Annotated in this window: 16 protein-coding genes; 3 read left to right on the top strand and 13 right to left on the bottom strand. The window is 69.2% G+C overall.

Annotated elements, in window-relative coordinates; translation table 11 throughout:
- The 8 genes from AC3ANJ_RS02450 to purM all read right to left on the bottom strand — a co-directional run bounded on the left by AC3ANJ_RS02450 (position 1) and on the right by purM (position 10,340).
- Positions 1 to 2,031 (bottom strand): beta-galactosidase, encoded by a 2,031-nt coding sequence (locus tag AC3ANJ_RS02450; RefSeq protein ID WP_488318071.1) that lies wholly within the window; start codon positions 2,029 to 2,031, stop codon positions 1 to 3.
- The gene (locus tag AC3ANJ_RS02445; RefSeq protein ID WP_429461688.1) at positions 2,028 to 2,948 is read right to left on the bottom strand and encodes a carbohydrate ABC transporter permease; all 921 of its coding nucleotides are present in this window, start codon (positions 2,946 to 2,948) and stop codon (positions 2,028 to 2,030) included. Before AC3ANJ_RS02445 ends, AC3ANJ_RS02450 begins: the two co-directional genes overlap by 4 nt.
- Positions 2,945 to 3,886, bottom strand: coding sequence for a carbohydrate ABC transporter permease (locus AC3ANJ_RS02440; protein WP_406247160.1), 942 nt, complete (start codon positions 3,884 to 3,886; stop codon positions 2,945 to 2,947). Before AC3ANJ_RS02440 ends, AC3ANJ_RS02445 begins: the two co-directional genes overlap by 4 nt.
- 56 nt (positions 3,887 to 3,942) lie before the next feature.
- Positions 3,943 to 5,244, bottom strand: coding sequence for an ABC transporter substrate-binding protein (locus AC3ANJ_RS02435; protein ID WP_488318070.1), 1,302 nt, complete (start codon positions 5,242 to 5,244; stop codon positions 3,943 to 3,945).
- 199 nt (positions 5,245 to 5,443) lie between these two features.
- Positions 5,444 to 6,361, bottom strand: a complete 918-nt coding sequence (locus AC3ANJ_RS02430) for an aldo/keto reductase (RefSeq protein ID WP_488318069.1) — start codon at positions 6,359 to 6,361, stop codon at positions 5,444 to 5,446.
- Positions 6,362 to 6,444: 83 nt separating this feature from the next.
- Positions 6,445 to 7,749, bottom strand: a complete 1,305-nt coding sequence (locus AC3ANJ_RS02425) for an MFS transporter (protein WP_488318068.1) — start codon at positions 7,747 to 7,749, stop codon at positions 6,445 to 6,447.
- Positions 7,746 to 9,218 (bottom strand): amidophosphoribosyltransferase, encoded by a 1,473-nt coding sequence (purF, locus tag AC3ANJ_RS02420; protein ID WP_488318067.1) that lies wholly within the window; start codon positions 9,216 to 9,218, stop codon positions 7,746 to 7,748. Before purF ends, AC3ANJ_RS02425 begins: the two co-directional genes overlap by 4 nt.
- Before the next feature lie 6 nt (positions 9,219 to 9,224).
- The gene (gene purM, locus AC3ANJ_RS02415; protein ID WP_488318066.1) at positions 9,225 to 10,340 is read right to left on the bottom strand and encodes a phosphoribosylformylglycinamidine cyclo-ligase; all 1,116 of its coding nucleotides are present in this window, start codon (positions 10,338 to 10,340) and stop codon (positions 9,225 to 9,227) included.
- Positions 10,341 to 10,417: 77 nt separating this feature from the next.
- On the opposite strand from purM, the gene AC3ANJ_RS02410 reads away from it, so the two are divergent.
- The gene (locus AC3ANJ_RS02410) at positions 10,418 to 11,023 is read left to right on the top strand and encodes a zinc-binding alcohol dehydrogenase (protein ID WP_488318065.1); all 606 of its coding nucleotides are present in this window, start codon (positions 10,418 to 10,420) and stop codon (positions 11,021 to 11,023) included.
- Positions 11,024 to 11,026: 3 nt separating this feature from the next.
- Here AC3ANJ_RS02410 and AC3ANJ_RS02405 read toward each other — a convergent pair whose 3' ends face one another.
- From AC3ANJ_RS02405 to AC3ANJ_RS02395, 3 genes are read right to left on the bottom strand one after another with little or no spacing between them, the layout of a single operon-like run.
- Positions 11,027 to 11,350 carry a potassium transporter Trk gene (locus AC3ANJ_RS02405; RefSeq protein WP_488318064.1) on the bottom strand — a complete coding sequence of 108 codons (324 nt, stop codon included), beginning with the start codon at positions 11,348 to 11,350 and terminating at the stop codon, positions 11,027 to 11,029.
- Positions 11,351 to 11,395: 45 nt separating this feature from the next.
- Entirely contained in the window at positions 11,396 to 11,764 is a 369-nt protein-coding gene (locus AC3ANJ_RS02400) for a sterol carrier family protein (protein WP_488318063.1), read from the bottom strand.
- 9 nt (positions 11,765 to 11,773) lie between these two features.
- Complete coding sequence (locus tag AC3ANJ_RS02395) at positions 11,774 to 13,471, bottom strand: hypothetical protein (protein ID WP_488318062.1); 1,698 nt, start codon at positions 13,469 to 13,471, stop codon at positions 11,774 to 11,776.
- A 156-nt stretch (positions 13,472 to 13,627) separates the two neighbouring features.
- On the opposite strand from AC3ANJ_RS02395, the gene AC3ANJ_RS02390 reads away from it, so the two are divergent.
- Together AC3ANJ_RS02390 and purD are read left to right on the top strand one after the other, a co-directional pair.
- The gene (locus AC3ANJ_RS02390; protein ID WP_488318061.1) at positions 13,628 to 14,308 is read left to right on the top strand and encodes an NUDIX hydrolase; all 681 of its coding nucleotides are present in this window, start codon (positions 13,628 to 13,630) and stop codon (positions 14,306 to 14,308) included.
- Between the two features lie 34 nt (positions 14,309 to 14,342).
- Positions 14,343 to 15,620 carry a phosphoribosylamine--glycine ligase gene (gene purD / locus AC3ANJ_RS02385; RefSeq protein WP_488318060.1) on the top strand — a complete coding sequence of 426 codons (1,278 nt, stop codon included), beginning with the start codon at positions 14,343 to 14,345 and terminating at the stop codon, positions 15,618 to 15,620.
- Between the two features lie 38 nt (positions 15,621 to 15,658).
- On the opposite strand, the gene AC3ANJ_RS02380 is transcribed toward purD, so the two are convergent.
- Together AC3ANJ_RS02380 and AC3ANJ_RS02375 are read right to left on the bottom strand one after the other, a co-directional pair.
- The gene (locus tag AC3ANJ_RS02380) at positions 15,659 to 16,837 is read right to left on the bottom strand and encodes an ROK family transcriptional regulator (protein WP_488318059.1); all 1,179 of its coding nucleotides are present in this window, start codon (positions 16,835 to 16,837) and stop codon (positions 15,659 to 15,661) included.
- 55 nt (positions 16,838 to 16,892) lie between these two features.
- Positions 16,893 to 17,972 (bottom strand): ABC transporter permease, encoded by a 1,080-nt coding sequence (locus tag AC3ANJ_RS02375; RefSeq protein WP_488319216.1) that lies wholly within the window; start codon positions 17,970 to 17,972, stop codon positions 16,893 to 16,895.
- Positions 17,973 to 17,974: the final 2 nt, after the last annotated feature.

The following is a 17,974-nucleotide window of genomic DNA, read 5'->3' as shown; positions in this document are numbered from 1 at the left end:
TCACCCCACGGATTCTATGACGACGCTCGCCGCCTGATCCTCGCGCACGACGGCGACTCCACCAGGGGCGATGACGAGGCCTTCGGCCAGATCGGTCGCCGTGAGCAGATCCGTTCCGCCACCGCTCACGCGGACCGGCTCGGCGCCGTGGTGCAGGAGGAAGAGGTAGTCGGCCTCCGCTCCCCGGCGCCGAACCGCCTCCACGCCGAATGCTGCGGAATCCGCCAGCGTCGGACCGGCGCCCACCGCCGCGGCCTGCGCCGCGAGGAACGCGTCCCGTGAGGTCTGGTCCAGGCGGGCCGAGAGGTACACGGCGACGCCGTCGCCGACCGCGGATTCGGTGACGGCGGGCGCACCGGCCAGCGGCCCGTCGGCGTAACGGTGCACGACCGCTGCGCCTGTCGCGACGACGCGTTCGGTCCACTCCTCGGCCGTCAGGCCGTCGCTCAGGGCGAGCTTCTCCCCCGGCGCGAGCGGCAGGATCTCATCGACACGGATGCCGAGCAGGTCGCGCAGCGGGCCGGGATATCCACCGCCGAGCACATGCTGGTTCTCGTCCGCGACACCGGTGAGGTAGGAGACCAGCAGCCGACCGCCGGCGTCGACGTAGGCACGCAGCCAGTCGGCGACCACGGAGTCCATGGCGTACAGGGTGGGGACCACGAGCAGCCGATACTGCGAGATGTCCGCCCCGGGGCGCACGAAGTCGGTCGGGATCCCGGCGCGCCAGAAGGACCGGTGCGTGGCCCGCGCTTCATCGGAGTAGTTCATCGACTCGTTCGGCAGGTGCGGGGTCTCCAGCGCCCACCAGCCCTCGGCATCCCACACGATCCCCACCTGCGCGTCGACGAGGGGCCCCGACGCCGGCGGCTGCGTGACCTCGGCGATGGATTCGAGTGCGGCGCCGAGCTGCACCACGGTGTCGAACCCGCGACTCGTCCCGCCGCCGTGCGGCACGAGCGCGCCGTGCCACTGCTCCGAACCGCCCGCTGCGGCCCGCCACTGGAAGAACAACGAGCTCTGCGCCCCTCGGGCGATGTAGCCCAGCGAGTTGCGGATCATCCGGTCCGGGGTCTTCGCGAACGTGCGATTGCCGACGCGGATGCCGGTCGCGTTCTGCTCCATCAGGACCCACGGCCCGCCGGCCCAGGACCGGGTGAGGTCGGAGCCGTACGCGACGTGCGCCTCGGCATCCGGTCCCACCGTGTCCAGATAGTGATCGATCGACACGATGTCCTGCGCATCGCTCCAGGACCACTGCTCGAGGTGGTTCCAGGTGGGCAGCATGAAGTTCGTGGTGACCGGCGCCGGCGAACCCGACGCACGGATCTCCTGCTTCTGCTCCTCGAAAGCGGCCAGCATCTCATCCGAGGAGAAGCGTCGGAAATCGACCACCTGGGTCGGATTGTGCAGATACTGGGTCGCCATCGGCGGCTCGATCTCGTCCCACGATCCGTAGCGCTGCGACCAGAAGGCCGTGTACCACGCCGTGTTCAGCGCCTCGAGCGAGCCGTACCGATCCTGCAGCCAGCGGCGGAAGGCTGCTGCCGCATGCGGACCGTAGTCGAGCGTGCCGTACTCGTTGTGCAGATGCCAGCCGCGCAGGCCCGGATGCGCGCCGTACCGGTCGGCGAGGAAGCGGGCGATCCGGCGGGATGCCGCGCGATAGGCGGGGGCGCTCACGGCGTAGGTGTCGCGCGATCCGTGGCGCAGCCGGACGCCGTCGGGCCGTACGGGCAGCGCATCGGGATGCGCGAGGCTGAACCACGGCGGCGGTGACGCCGTCGGGGTCGCCAGGAAGAAGCCGATGCCGGCTTCGTCGAGCAGCTGGATGATCTGATCGAGCCAGTCGGCGTCGTACTCCCCCTCGCGGGGTTCGAGCATCGCCCAGGAGAAGACACCGAGCGTGACGGTGTTCACCCGTGCGCGCTTCATCAGCGCGATGTCGTCGAGCCAGACGTCCGTGGACCACTGCTCGGGGTTGTAGTCCCCGCCGAACAGGAAGCTGCGGGGTGCGAATACGGTGCTCATCCCTTGAGCCCTCCGCTCACGAGGTCGAGACGCCAGTAGCGCTGCAGCACGAGCATCATGATGATCAGCGGGATGATCGAGACCGCCGCTCCGATGATCGCGAGGCTGTACAGCGACGGCGTGCCCGAGCCCTTCGAGAGCAATGTGTAGAGCCCCACGGTGAGCGGGTACATCCGCTCGTCCGAGAGCATGATGAACGGCAACAGGAAGTTGTTCCAGATGCCGACGAACTGCAGCAGGAAGATCGTGACCATGCCCGGCACCATCATCGGCAGCGCGATCGAGGTGAAGATGCGGTAGTCGTTGGCGCCGTCGATCCGCGCGGCCTCGATGGTCTCGGACGGAACCGCCGACGATGCGTACACCCTGGCGAGGAAGATCCCGAACGGCGAGATCAGCGACGGCAGCAGCACCGACCAGTAGGTGCCGGCGAGCCCCATCTGGGACATGAGCAGGTACTGCGGGATCGCGAGGGTGATGCCCGGCAGCAGCACTCCGGCGAGGATCGCGTAGAACCAGATCTGGCGACCAGGGAAGTCGTACTTCGCCAGCGCGTAGCCGGCCATCGTCGAGACGAGCGTGGAGAGCACGGCCCCGCCGATGGCGTAGATGGCGCTGTTGTACGCCCACATCCCGAACTGCCCGCCACCGTAGGCGAACAGGTCGCCGAGGTTGTCGAGCAGACTCGTCCCCGGAATGAAGGTGAACGTCGTGAAGAGCTCGGTGTTGGACTTCGTCGACGCGATCACGACCCACAGGACCGGGACCAGGCAGTAGAGCGCACCGAGGATCAGGACGGCGCTGGCGATGACGGGGCGCTGCTTCGCCCCGCGCCGACCGATGCGGGAGTCGCGAGCGATGCGTGCGCCGGTGGCCGGGCGGGACGCGGTGGCGGGCGGTGCCGTTGTGGTGTTCATTCGTTCCATCCGAATGCTCGACGCTGCGTCACGCGCAGCAGGATGACGGAGATGACGAGCGTGCCGAGCGCGAGGACGACCGACGACGCCGCGGCGAGCGACAGGTCGTCCCGCGTGAACGCGTCACGGTAGATCTTCATGAGCGGCACCCAGGTCTGGGAGATCTCGTTGGTCATGGGGCGCAGCGTGGTCGGTTCGCCGTACACCTGGAGCGTCCCGATCAGGGAGAAGAGACCGGTCAGCACGAGCGCCGGCGCCACCAGCGGCACCTTGATGCGCCACGCGATGTTCCACTCCGAGGCGCCGTCGATGCGTGCGGCCTCGTAGACCTCGGTCGGGATGCCGCGCAGCGACGTGTAGATGATGATCATGTTGAAGCCGATGGCACCCCAGATCGCGATGTTCGCGACGGACGGGTACAGGCTGGCTCCCGAGAGCACCACGACGTCCGGCAGTCCGAACTGGTTGAGGATCCAGTTCAGCGGGCTGGTGGAGGGCAGGTAGAGGAAGCCCCACAGCAGCGATGCGATGACGCCGGGGACCGCGTACGGCAGGAAGATCGCGATGCGCGAGAACTTCGCCGCACGCACACGGGGCAGATCCAGCAGCAGTGCGAACAGCAGTGCGAGACCGAGGGTCAGCGGGACGGCGATGAGGCCGTAGATCGCGAGTCGCCCGAATCCGGCGAGGAACTCGGGATCGGTGAACGTGCGGATGTAGTTCTCGAATCCGACCCACGTCTCGGCGCGGACCCCGAACGGGCCCTCACCGCTGACGCGCATCCCGCGGAAGCTGAGGATGATCGCGTATCCGATCGGGATCGCCAGGAAGGCGAGGAAGAGGATACCTGCCGGCAGCAGGAAGACATAGGGCACGACCCATCTCGATCGAGGGGTCTTCCGCCGCGCAGGGGTTCGGACGTCTGCGGCAACACTCATTTTCGGGCTCCTTCAGGGGCGGGGTGCCGGCGGCATGACCGCCGGCACCCGCACGATCACTCCGCGGTGACGTCGAATCCGGACGTCTTCATGTCGTCGACGACGACCTTCTCCGTCTCGGTCAGCGCCTCGGACAACGGCGTCCCGTTCGTCACGGCAGCCGACATCGCGTCCTGGAAGGCGCTGGAGGCCACGTTGACGTTCGGGCCCCAGCTGATCTCCGGGATGGTGTCCTCGGCGATCTGGGCTGCGATCTCCCAGTAGTCGTCCTGCTGCGGCATCAGCGCGGGAGCCTCGGCATCCAGCGTGAGCTTCTGCCCGGTGAGCGAGGCCGGGTACTGACCCTCCTCGATCTGGATCTGCGCCGCCTCCTCGGACGTGCCGATCCACGCTGCGAACTCCGCCGCGGCTTCGGCGTGCTCGGACGAGGTGGTCACGACGGCCGCGGATCCGCCCTGGAACGCGACGGCGCTGTCACCCTCGGTCCACTGCGGCAGCGGAGCCATCGCCCACTGTCCTGCCATGTCGGACGCGACGCCGTTGATGACCCCTGCGGCCCAGAGCCCGGCGGGCCAGGACAGGACGTTTCCCTCGTTCAGGCGCGCGTTCCACTCGGGCGTGAGCAGCGGCTCGGCCAGCACGAGGTCGCGGTCGATGAGGTCCTGCCAGTAGTCGGCGACGGCGACGGAGGCCTCGTCATCGAAGTCGACGGTCCACTGATCACCGTCGACGGCCCACCACTCGGCTCCGGCCTGCTGCGCGAAACCGGCGAAGCCGCCGAACTCGGCGGGCGCGAAGGTCGTGATGTAGGCGTCGGGATCGGCCGCACGCACCTGCTCCGCCGCGGTGGCGAACTCCGCCCACGTCGTCGGCACCTCGATGCCGAGCTCCGCGAAGCGCGCCTGGTTGTAGGTCAGCGCCTGGGGGCCGGCATCCTGCGGGACGCCGTAGCTGGTCCCGTCGAACGTCGCCTGGCTCCACACACCCGGTGCGTACTCCTCGGCGAGGTCGCCGGTGTATTCGCTGATGTCGGCGGCGACGCCGGCGACGATCATCGCCGGCAGCGTGTTGTACTCCACCAGCGCGACGTCCGGGGCGTTGTTCGCACGCTGAGCGGTGACGAGCTTGGCCGACGAGTCGCCGCCGCCGCCGGCATCCGTGTGCTTCACCTGAATGTCGGGGTGCGCCTCGTTCCAGGCATCGACGAGCGGCTTCTGGGTGGTTCCCCAGGCCCAGTACTCGAGCGTGATCGGACCGTCGGCGGTGTCATCCGACCCGCTTCCGCCTGCGCAGCCCGTCAGGGCGAGAGCGGCGACGGCGACGGATGCCGTGATTGCGACCAGCTTGCTGCGTTGCATTCTCTGAATCTCCCTCGATGTGATCGCCGATGCGCGGAATCACACTCGCGGTGATGCGCTCAAGACCGGCTCCGCCATTATGTACCGCTGCGGAACAAATAGTCAATTCGCGGATCACTCACGCAGATCGGAGGGGTCACGGGGTCGACGAAGGCCCGTGAGAGGTCCGGCCTCTCACGGTGCCCGTCGCCTCAGCGACTCAGGCGTAGCGGCTGTCGTCGACCGGCGACGGTGCGGACCCGAGTGCATCCACTTCCGCCCAGAGCGCGTCAGGGATGAGCGTTTCGACGAGCTCGTCCGACTGCGCACGCCGCCCCGGCCTCGCGACCCCCACAACGGTCGAATCCACGAGAGGCGAACGCAGGGAGTACTGCAGGGCGACCGCGGCCAACGGCACCGAGTGCGCGGCGCACCCGTCCTCCAGCCGCCCGACCCAGGCGCGCAGGTCCGCGGGGGCTGGGCGGTAGTCGTACAGCGCGCCGTCGCGCGCTCCGGTCACCAGCAGGCCCGAACCGAAGGGGGCGGCGTTGAAGACTGTCATGCCCCGCTCCTGCGCGTCCGCGAAGACGGGCGCCGCCGACTGATCCACCAGAGTGAACCGGTTGTGGATCAGCACGGCGTCGAAGACGCCGGTGCCGACGTAGCGCGCCATGAGCGGCACCGGCGCCGCGGCCACGCCGATGGCGTCCACGCGTCCGGAATCACGCAACTCGATCAGTCCCGCGACGGCGCCCTGCGGGGCCATCGCTTCGTCGAAGGTCACGGTGTACGGATCATGCAGGTGCAGCAGCGGAAGTCGCTCCACGCCCAGTCGCGCCGCCGTCTCGTCGAAGGAACGCAGCACGCGGTCACGATCGAACGTCCCCGTGTCGGGGTCGCAGTCGACCTTGGAGATGACCTTCTCCCCCGCCGCCGCCCCGATCCGGGCGATCGCGAGTCCGAGGACGGCCTCCGAGCGCCCGCCCGCGTAGTTGTTGGAGGTGTCGACGAATCCGTGGTGGCTGGTGAGCAGGTCGATCGCCGTCACGATCGCCTGCTCCTCCTCGGGCGAGCCCGGTTCCGTTCCACGGCCGAGGCCGGACGTGCCGAGGGTGAGCGGGGTGACGGTGAGAGACATGGCATCCGTTTCGTGTCGCGGGTCGGACTCGAACCTATCAACCACCGACCGGCGCCGGCGCACACCCGTGGAAGCGTCGCGTCTCACCAGCGGCCGTGCCGCGACTCCCACTCGTCCTCGACCGTGCGGCGCCGCGCCGCGATGAGGCCGAACGGGATGGACGCGATCACGACGGCCGCGAGCAGGAGGAGCGGTGCCGTCCACGCATCCGTCGCATCGTGCAGCATGCCGACGAGGAACGGGAAGGCCGCGGCGAGGAGGTAACCGACGCTCTGCACGAAACTGCTCAGGCCGACCGCGCTCTCCGGCGTGCGCGCGCGGATGCTGATGAGCACGAGCGCCAGCGGGAACATCATCGGCAGGAGCCCGAACAGGGCGACCCAGATCCACACCGTCACCGGATTCGCGAAGAACAGCAGCCCGATGATTCCGAGGAGGCCGCTCGCCGCGGCGACGAGGAAGATCGCCCTGGTCGCCTGGAAGCGCACGACGAGCACCGGCACGATCAACGACGACGGCAGCCCCATGAACGCGAACAGCGAGAGCAGCAGCCCAGCGGTGGTGGCATCCACTCCGGCGACACCCGTGACGATGCTCGGCAACCAGGCGAACGACACGTACGCCATGGTCGACGAGGCGCTGAACACGATCGCGATCGACCACGCGAGCGGAAGCCGGGCGAGGCGCGCGAACACGCGTGCTCCCGTCGGCGCGATCTGGATCGGACCGGTCGCGAGCGTCACAGGATCGAGTTCGGCCCCGGTGTCCGCCCTCGACGACGCGGGCGCGGCATTCATCGTCTCGGTCCTCGCGCGCACGAGCATGATGATCCAGGGAAGAAGACCGGCGAGCGCGAACACGCCCCACATGCCTATCGACACGCGCCAGGTGGAAGCATCCGCCACGGGGACGGCGACCAGCGGTGGCAGGAACGTCGACACCGACATCATGGTCGTGTACAGCGTCATCATCAGCCCGAGCCGATCGGGGAAGTACTTCTTCACCAGCGGCGGGACGAGGATGTTGCCCATGCCGACACCCGCGAAGATCAGCGCGGTGGTCAGCATCAGCGTCACGGCGTCGACCGACAGCCCGCGCAGCACGAGGCCGGCGACGATCGCCGAGAGCGCGACGAGCATGACACGCTCCAGCCCGAGACGCCGCTCGAGCGACGGCGTCGCCAGCCCGAAGATCGCGAAGCACACCGGCGGTGCGGTGCCGATGAGGCCCAGAACCGTCGGGGACAGCGGGAAGTCCGCGGAGATCTGCCCGATCAGCGGCGACAGGGATGCGACGGCCGACCGCAGCGAGAACGCGCACAGCAGGATGCCGACCACGGCGAGCGCCCGCCCGCGCCAGAGCGGACGTGCACCCACGTCCGGCGTCACGACGTCTGCGTGCTTTCCACCCAGGCGAGGTACTCGTCCGAGACGCTTCCGGTGACGTAGTGGCCGTCGAACGGGCTGAGGTCGAGGTCGGTGAGCGCCGAGCCCTCGGTGATGGCCGCCTTGAGGTCCTCGACCTCCTGGTACACCAGGTGGTCGCAGCCCAGGGCCTCGGCGATCTCAGGGATCGTGCGTCCGTACGCCACCAGCTCGTGACGCGACGGCATGTTGATCCCGTAGACGTGCGGATGCCGGATCGGCGGTGCCGCGGAGGCGAAGGTCACCGATAGCGCCCCCGCATCCCGAGCCATCTGGATGATCTGCTTGCTGGTCGTCCCTCGAACGATCGAGTCGTCGATGAGCAGGACGTTCTTGCCCTGGAATTCCGTCGACATCGCGTTCAGCTTCTGCCGGACGCTCTTCTTGCGCACGGCCTGGCCGGGCATGATGAACGTGCGGCCGACGTAGCGGTTCTTGTAGAAGCCCTCGCGGTATTCGATGCCCAGCTTGCGCGCGACCTCCATCGCGGCAGGGCGCGATGAATCAGGGATCGGCATGACGACATCGATCTCGTCGAGCGGGACGTGCTTGGCGATCGTGTCGGCCAGGCGGTCACCCATCCGCAGTCGGGACTCGTAGACCGAGATGCCGTTCATGATCGAGTCAGGGCGGGCGAGGTAGACGTATTCGAACGCGCAGGGCGCGAGCTGCGTCACGGGGGCGCACTGGCGCGTGAAGAGCTCTCCGTCGCTCGTGATGAACACGGCTTCGCCCGGCTCGACGTCGCGGACGACCTCGTAGTCGCCGTTCTCGAGCACCAGGGACTCGCTGGCGACGACCCACTCGTCGCGCCCCTCGGCTCCGGGAACCGTGGACGGTCGCTTTCCGAGGATGAGCGGACGGATGCCGAAGGGATCGCGGAATGCCAGCAGGCCGTATCCCGCGATCACGGCGATCACGGCGTACGCACCCTCGATGCGCTCATGCGTCCGGGTGACGGCCTCGAAGATGCGCTCCGGGTCGAGATCGACCAGCGACGTCGTCTCCTGCAGTTCGCCGGCGAGCACGTTCAGCAGCAGCTCGGTGTCGCTCGAGGAGTTCAGGTGGCGGCGGTAGCGGTGCGCCATCTCGGCCGTGAGCTCGCGCGTGTTGGTGAGGTTGCCGTTGTGGATGAGGATGATGCCGTACGGCGCGTTCACGTAGAACGGCTGGGCCTCCTCTTCGCTGGACGCGGTTCCCTTGGTGGCGTAACGGACGTGGCCGAGGCCGACGTTGCCGAGCAGGGACCGCATGTCACGCGTGCGGAAGGCCTCGCGCACCATGCCGGAGGCCTTGGCCATGTGCATGACGCCGGTCGACTCCGCCGTGGCGATGCCGGTGGCGTCCTGCCCCCGGTGCTGCAGCAGCAGCAACGCGTCGTAGATGTCCTGGTTGACCGGGGCGTTCCCGACGATTCCGACGATGCCGCACATGGGGTATTACTTCGCTCCGTCCGCGTATGCGCCGACGAGGCGCACCGCTCCGCCGTCGACGCCCTTGGCGCCCTCTTCGAATTCGCCGGTCGGCCGAGCGCCGGTGGAGACCGTCGCGACCTGCCATGCGGGGATGCCCTCGGCGGCGAGGGCGGTGATCGCGGCATCCTTCTTCGCGGCGTCGACGACGGCGAGGAAGCCGATGCCGAGGTTCCACGTGCCCTCGGCGGACTCCAGCGACGATCCGGCGATGTCGCTGAGCACGCGGAAGACGGGGCTCGGCGACCAGGTCGAACGGTCGATCTGGGCCCAGCTGCCCTGCGGCAGGACGCGCGCGAGGTTGGCGGCGATGCCGCCGCCGGTGACGTGGCTGAGCGCGTGGACGCCGCCGCCGAGCGACGAGATGAGGCGCAGCAGCGGCAGCGTGTACAGGCGGGTCGGCTCGAGGAGAACCTCGCCCCAGGTGGTGCCGAAATCGGCGGCGTTGTCGCCGTACCCGATGCCCGCGCCGGCGACGATGTGCCGGACGAGCGAGTAGCCGTTGGAGTGCAGCCCGCTGGAGCCGAGCGCCAGCACGACGTCACCGTCTTCGACATGCTCGGCGCCGAGCACGGCATCCGCCTCGACGACGCCGGTGGCGGCGCCGGCGACGTCGTAGTCGCGGGGGCCCAGAAGGCCGGGGTGCTCTGCGGTCTCGCCGCCGACGAGGGCGGTGCCCGTGGCGGCAGCACCCTCGGCGATGCCGCGCACGATGTCGGCGATGCGCTCGGGGACGACCTTGCCGCAGGCGATGTAATCGGTCATGAAGAGCGGCTTCGCGCCCACGACGACGATGTCGTCGACGACCATGCCGACGAGGTCCTGGCCGATCGTGTCGTGCTTGTCGATCGCCTGCGCGATCGCGACCTTCGTGCCGACGCCGTCGGTGCTCGTCGCGAGCAGCGGCTTGCGATAGCTCAGCAGGGCCGATGCGTCGAAGAGGCCGGCGAATCCGCCGACACCGCCGAGCACTTCGGGTCCGTGCGTCGCGCGCACGGACGACTTCATCAGCTCGACGGCCAGATCACCGGCAGCGGTGTCGACGCCGGCTTCGGCATAGGGATTGGTGGGAGAGGCAGCCACGCCTCAAGACTACCGCCGCGGACGGGACCGCGAATCCCCGGATGCCCCTGCCCTCGGAGTCCTCCTACGATGGGGCTATGTCCGACAAGCCGCAATGGCTCATTCGCGAGGATGCGAGCGTCCCTGTGCTCGTCGCGCTCGCCCTCCGCCAGGAGCTCGGCGTGCGCGCTCCGGAGGACCTGCCCGTCCTGCGCGACCTCGCCGTGCGGGCGCCGGATGCCGTGGATGCCACGCCCGCTCTCGAGAAGCAGTGGCGCGAATACTGGGACATGACGGTCGAGCCGCGGGCGCACCCGGCATCCGTTCCGCTCGAGCTGGTGGACGGGTTCGACACCCTCGTCGCGCTCCCCCAGGCCGGAGCCGAGGAGCTGCGCGCCGCGATCGCACCGTACGCGCAGTCGTCGCTGGAGTACGCACGGGCAGCGCATCGACGCTATTCCGACACGATGCGCAACTCGACCGGCGGAGACGCCTACCGGGCGTACGCATCGGCGATCGCCGAATTCGAACGCGACATCGGCCGGCGTGCGCATTCGTTCGAGCTGAACGTGCAGGTGCTGCCGTTCTCCCAGCGCGGGATCTGGTGGATCGGTGCGCTCACGGTCGCTGTGACGGATGGCCTGCGGCGGGACGTCGTGGCGTTCGACACGGCCATCCGGCCGGTGATCGCCGAACTCGCCTGACGCTCAGGCGGTCTCGTCGTCCGTGATGACGGTCTCGTGGTCGACGCGGACGACCCGGTCGTGGCGCCTCGCGGTGCGCTCGAGGATGAGCGCTGCGACGCCGCCCAGGGCGAGGCCGATCGGGACGGTCCACAGCAGGGCGAAGCCGAACACCTGGCTCGGCGGATAGACGACACCCAGCGCCGCCGACTCCTCGTAGCTGCCGACCATCGTGACGACGCCCGCGGCGATGATGCCGAGGACGATGCCGAGCCCCATGAACACGCCGAACCGCGGCACGCGGCGGACGGTCGCCTCGACGGTCTCGTGGGAATCGGTGGGAGCCATGCATCCATTGTCCCACCGTGCGGCTGTGCGCACGCTCGGACGTCGCTACGGGCGCAGCGGCAGCAGATCGGCCAGATCGGCGCGGATGCCGGAGGCGCTCACCCGTCCGGATGCCGCGGCATCCGCCCAGGGTTCCGTCCCCGTCGCGACGGCGATCCAGGTGGCTGCGTCCATCTCGACGACGTTGGGCGGGGTGCCGCGCGTGTGCCGCGGGCCCTGCACGACCTGTACGGCGCCGAACGGCGGGACGCGGACCTCGACGCTGTTGCCCGGAGCCTTCTCGTCCAGCAGCTGCAGCAGATAGCGCACGGCGGTGGCGAGTTCGGTGCGGGCGGGCGTGGTCTCGGCTTCCTGCGCGTCGCGGACGGCGGCGAGCGCCGCTCGCCCGGCCACCGTGTCGATCTTCCGCGCCATGGCTCCAGCCTATGACGCGGGATCGCGCACGAGTCGGACGAAGCGCACGACCAGATCGTCCGCGTCGTCGGCGAGCGCGATGCGCAACCGGGTCGCGTCGGCCGACACCGCGCGGTCAGGCAGCGCGATGGTCGCCGTGCGCCATTCGCCGCTGCCGGTGCGTTCGACCTCGGCGGACGCCCCGATATCCGTCTCGACGGCGAACGAGCCGGAGCCCGTATCGAGGAATGTCACCTTCAGCACGGTGTCACCACTCGTGGATGCCGCGAATCGAGGGTCCGCCTCCAGCACGAAACCGGTGTCGCCGGCGGCGACATCGGTCGACAGCCCCTCATGGGCCGTGCCGTTCTCGGCCTCGACGTCTCCCGTGTGCACGTCGACGTCGGTGCGGTGCGCGATCGAGCCCGGCTCATCGACCTGGACGAGCCAGCGTTCGAGGTTGCGCACCCAGGGCTGGGCGTCCCAGTCGCGAGGGAACTCCTCGTCCGCCCAGAAGGTGTCTTCGGCATCGCGGAACGCCGCCCATGCGTCCGCCGACGTCGCGGCACTCTGACCGAGCGAGAGCCGCGTCCAGTCCCAGTGCTCCGGGTTCTCGGCGAGATACGAATCCTCGGGGACGACGTACAGCCAGTTCACGCGCAGCTGGAGCGCCTTCAGGTTCGCCTGACGCACCGCGTAGTACGGGTCGCTCGTCGCGTACCCGCAGGCGTCGAAGCACTCGTTCTCGGTCGCGACGATCCGGTCGCCCGCGTGGATCGGCAGCGTCTCATCGATGACCAGATGTCCATCGGGCTGCACGTGCGAGCCGAACGCCGGTGCCTCGCTCAGGTGGAAGTTCGACACCTCGGTGATGCCGTTGCGGATGCCGAGGCCGTCGGCCACGGCATCCGCGGCGAGCAGGTCGTCGGCCGCGCCGAACGGTCCCCACGGATAGTCCTCCCCCGTGAAGACGAGCCTGTCCGAGTTCTCGCCGAACAGATCGACGAGGTCGGTCCAGGCGTGGTCGTACCAGTCGAGATAGGCCTTCTCATCGAGGTCGCCGGCTGCCACGGCATCCGACACGATGTCGTAGTCGAACTCCGCCCAGTCGAAGGCTCCTGGCACGTACACGAAGCGCAGCCGCGGGTTCTCGGCGAGGCCCAGGTCGACGAAGACGGAACGATAGGTGTCGAGAAGGTGCCCCCACACGCAGGCGTCCCAGATCGGGAGATGCTCCTGCCCGTCGTCGTCCGGCCCGTAGGTCGAGACGCCGCAGCCCTCGGCGACCCAGTCCGGGGCCCACGTCTCGCCGCTGGCGAACAGGCGCATCCAGAAGTCCCCCGGCTCGGCGAGCTGGCCGTCCAGGGATGCGAGATCCATGCCCTGCGCTTCGCCGGTCGCGGTGCGGTCGACGGGCCCGCCCTCGGTCGGCTGCAGCTGCGCCCAGGTCGCATCGACCGCGTGCACGAGGACCAGGTCGTCCTCGTTGGTCTCCTCGGAGAAGAATCCGGAGTTCGGCGCGGGGCGGACGGATGCCGGCAGGGTCCAGTCGTCGCCGTCGACGATCGTGACGCCGGATCCACCGGCGTCCACGAACTCCGCACGCGGTCCGGCGTCGGCGCGCGTGTCGAGCGGAGCGCCGGTCGGCAGCGCGTCGGCGGAGGGTGCGCATCCGGTGAGCAGCCCCAGCGCGACTGCGAGTGCGACTGCGCGCGCCGATCTCGTCATGCGAGAAGCCTATGGTTCGCTCCCCTCTCCACCCCGCGAGACTTCCGTTGTGCGGTAAGACGTACGCGGGCAGGGTCGGTCTCACCCCGCAGAGCACGTCTCGCGGCGAGGGATGCGTCCGGCCCGCGTGTCGAAGCCGCGTCGTAGGCTCGGAGCATGACCGATCCGCAGCATCCGGAGGGCGCACGCGCCGAGCTGCTGGCGGCGACCGCATCCCACGGCTGGGGCGGTCCGTTCCCGCGGCTCGCAGACCCGGACGCCGCTCGCGAAGCGGCGGTGCTGATCCTGTTCGGCGTGCTCGACAGCATCCCGTCTCAGGCGCCGGACGCCGTGGTCGCACGAGATCTCGACGTCCTGCTGCAGCGGCGGGCGTCGACGCTCTCGTCGCATCCCGGTCAGGTGTCCTTCCCCGGCGGCGGGCGCGAGGACGGCGATGCGGATGCCGCGGCGACCGCCCTGCGCGAAGCCGAGGAGGAGACCGGCCTGGACCCCACCGGAGTCGAGGTGCTCGCGACGCTGCCCGAGATCCCGTTGGCGGCGAGCAATCACCGGGTGACACCGGTTCTCGGCTGGTGGCGCCGGCCGAGCAGTGTCGCGGCCGTCGACCACGCCGAGACGGTCGAGGTCTTCCGGGTGCCCGTGGCACAGCTGTTGGATCCGGCGACCCGGTTCACATCGGTGATCGAACGCGGCTCGATTCGTTTCAGCGGACCGGCGTTCGACGTGGACGGCACCATCGTGTGGGGCTTCACGGCGATGGTGCTGGACGGACTCTTCGAGGCGTGCGGCTGGAACGTCCCGTGGGATCGCGGCGACGAGCGCCCCGTCACGGTCTGAACCGGCCGTGGACGAGTCTCGGTAGGCTGGAAGCGTGAAGATCCTCGTCCTCGGTTCCGGTGCCCGTGAGCACGCGATCATCCTCGCCCTCCGGGCGGAGACCGCGGAGCATGAGATCTTCGCCGCGCCGGGGAACGCCGGCATCGCACAGGACGCGACGCTTGTCGCCCTCGACCCGCTGGACGGCGCCGCCGTCACGTCGTTCGCGAACACGAACGCGATCGACCTCGTCGTCATCGGTCCCGAAGCCCCGCTGGTCGCCGGCGTCGCGGACGTGCTGCGCGAACGCGGCATCCCGGTGTTCGGCCCCGGCAAGGCGGCCGCACAGCTGGAGGGCTCCAAGGCGTTCTCGAAGCGCATCATGGATGCCGCCGGCGTCCCGACCGGTCGCGCGGTGCGTGCGGCCACGGTCGCCGAGGTCGAGGCAGCGCTCGACGAGTTCGGTGCGCCGCACGTGGTGAAGGCCGACGGCCTGGCCGCCGGCAAGGGCGTCATCGTGACCTCCGACCGCGCCGAAGCACTCGCCCACGCCTCGCACTACCTGCCCGAGGGACCCGTGCTCGTGGAGGAGTTCCTCTCCGGCCCCGAGGTCTCGCTCTTCTTCCTCAGTGACGGCGACACCGTGCGCGCCCTCAGCCCCGCGCAGGACTTCAAGCGCGCGTACGACGGCGACGAGGGCCCCAACACCGGCGGCATGGGCGCCTACTCTCCCCTGCCCTGGCTGGCCGATCAGTTCGGCAGTGAGGCGGAGTTCGTCTCGCTCGTCACCGACCAGATCGCTCTGCCCGTGATCCGACAGTTGGATGCCGAGGGCACCCCGTTCATCGGGCTGCTGTACGCGGGACTCATCCTCACCGAGTCCGGCGTGCGCGTCATCGAGTTCAACGCCCGCTTCGGCGACCCCGAGACGCAGGTCGTACTCCCGCGTCTGGTGACGCCGCTGTCCGGGCTGCTGTTCGCCGCGGCATCCGGAACCCTCGAAGACCAGCCGCAGCCGGAATTCTCCGACGACGTCGCTATCACGGTCGTGCTCGCGAGCGAGGGGTACCCCGAGTCGCCGCAAACCGGTCGGCCGATCGAGGGTCTCGCCGACGCGGCAGCCGTCGACGGCATCCACATCGCGCACGCGGCGACGGCAGGACCCGACGCACCAGGCGGCGACCTGCTGGCCGCGGGCGGTCGTGTGCTGAGCGTCGTGGCGACGGCATCCGATTTCGCGGCGGCACGGGCGCAGGCCTACGACGCGATCGGGCGGATCGCGCTCGAGGGCTCGCATTTCCGCACCGACATCGCGGCACGCGTCGCGGAGTAGCCGCGCGGGATCCGTCCCGCGGGGTTCTGCGACGTGGGTCAGTCCGTCAGGTTGAAGCTCTGGGGCAGGATCTCGGGGCTCAGCGCGTGCTCGACGGCCAGCAGGCTCGCGCCGCGCACGGCGGCCTCACCTGCGGTCACCGATTGCACGATCGCGAGATGCTCCGTCGCGAGCGGCATCGAATGCCGATAGACGACCTCGCGGACCCCCGCGATCAGGTGCTCGCCGACGCGCGCCATCGCACCCCCGATGGTGATGACGGACGGATTGAGCAGGCTCACGGATGCGGTGAGCACCTCGCCGAGATCTCGACCGGCCTGGCGCACCGCCTGGATGGCTTCGAGGTTGCCCGCTTTGACGAGTTCGACGACATCGTCGCCGTCGGCCGCCGCGACGCCGCGCTGGCTGAGCGAGCGCGCGATCGCCGGTCCGGATGCCAGAGCCTCGAGGCATCCGGTGTTCCCGCAGTGGCACGGCACATCCGCTCCCCGCGCGACGCGCACATGACCGAAGTCACCGGCGATGCCCTGCGCTCCGCGGAGCAGCCGTCCGTCGGAGATGATTCCCGCACCGATGCCCGTCGCCACCTTCACGAAGATCATGTGGTCAGTGGTCGGCCACGCAGCCGCGCGCTCCCCGAGAGCTGAGACGTTCACGTCGTTGTCGACCAGCACCGGTACCTGCAGGTGCTGCTGCACCCACCCCGGCACGTCGAACCCGTCCCAACCCGGCATGATCGGAGGCTTCGCCGGTCGCCCGGTGGCGTGTTCGACGGGCCCCGGCACGCCGACGCCGACGGCGGCGACATGATCGTGGCCGAGTCCGGTCTCGGCGATCAGTTCGTTGGCGGTCTCGGCGAGCCACGACAGCACCGGCTCGGGTCCGAGCGAGACCGCGAGCCTGCCGGTGCGCTCGGCGAGGATCGTGCCGGCGAGATCCGTGACTGCGACCGTCGTGTGCGAGGCGCCGATGTCCGCCGCGATCACGACCTTCGCCTTCGGATTCAGCGCGAACTGCGAGGGCGGTCGGCCTCCGGTCGAGGCGGCGTCGGCCACCGGAGCGATCAGGCCCCTGCGCATGAGCTCGTCCACGCGCGCGGCGACCGTCGAACGGGCAAGGCCTGAGCGCTTCGACAGTTCCGCCCGCGTCCGGGGCTCACCGTCACGCAGCAGCTGGAACAGCTCGCCGACTCCGGCGGTGTTGATGTTGCTTGCCATTCTCACCCTCGCCGCCCGTGAACCCCGGTCTCCGACCCGCCACGTCAGCGTCTGTTCATTTCTGCTTCGGAACCGAGAAGTTTACGCCTCCGACGGTCATCCCCTCGCCGGATCCCATGCGCGCTCGTCCCACCCGTCCGACCGCGAAACGCTGCTGCAGCAGCACGGCGACGACGATGATCACGCCCTTGGCCACGGCCTGTGCAGAGGAGGTGAGGTTGTTCTGCACGAACACGTTCGACAGCGTCGCGAAGATCAGCACGCCGAGGACCGTGCCGGTGATCGTGCCTCGACCACCGACGAGCAGGGTTCCACCGACGACGACGGCGGCGATCACATCCAGCTCGAGCAGGATGCCATGCGTCGAGGTACCGGCCGTCGTGCGGCCCAGAATCATGATGGCTGCGATGCCCACAGTCAGTCCGACGAGGGCGTACAACCACAAGGTGTGCCGCTTCACCTTGATGCCGGCCAGACGCGCAGCCTCAGGGTTGCCTCCGATCGCGACGGTGCGACGCCCGAAGGTCGTGCGGTTGAGCAGGAACCAGCCGGCGACGGCGACGACGACGAAGATCCAGATGAGGATGTCGACGCCGATCAGATCCACATTCATGGCCTTCACGAAGTCCCGGTCGCTCAGCACGAGCGTGCGGTTGTTCGCGAGGATCTCGGCGAGCCCTCGGGCACCGACCATCATTGCAAGGGTCGCCATGAAGGCCGCGACCTTGCCGTACGCGATCACGACGCCGTTGATGAGCCCGGCACCAACGCCGACGAGCAGCGCCACGATGACGATCACGATCCAGTGAGTGGAACTCGCGATGTCCTGGATCGCCGCCAGAGAGGCGACGACGGACGCCAGCGCCAGCACCGCCCCGACGGAGAGATCGATGCCGCCGGCGATGATGACGAAGGTCATTCCGACGCTGACGACACCGACGATCGACGCCTGCCGCAGGATCACGAGGGCATTGTCGAAGTTGAGGAAGTTGTCCGACGTCACCGCGCCGACGATGATGAGCACCAGCAGCGCCAGGACCAGGCCGAGATTGCGTCCGAAGGACCCGGAGAGCAGCCTGCGCACCGGCGATACGGTTTCGTCCGGGGCCTGGCCCGGCGAGGTGGGGGTCTGCACGC

Source organism: Microbacterium sp. STRO-1N (assembly GCF_057748015.1).
This window is presented reverse-complemented; position numbering and strand designations above follow the sequence as displayed.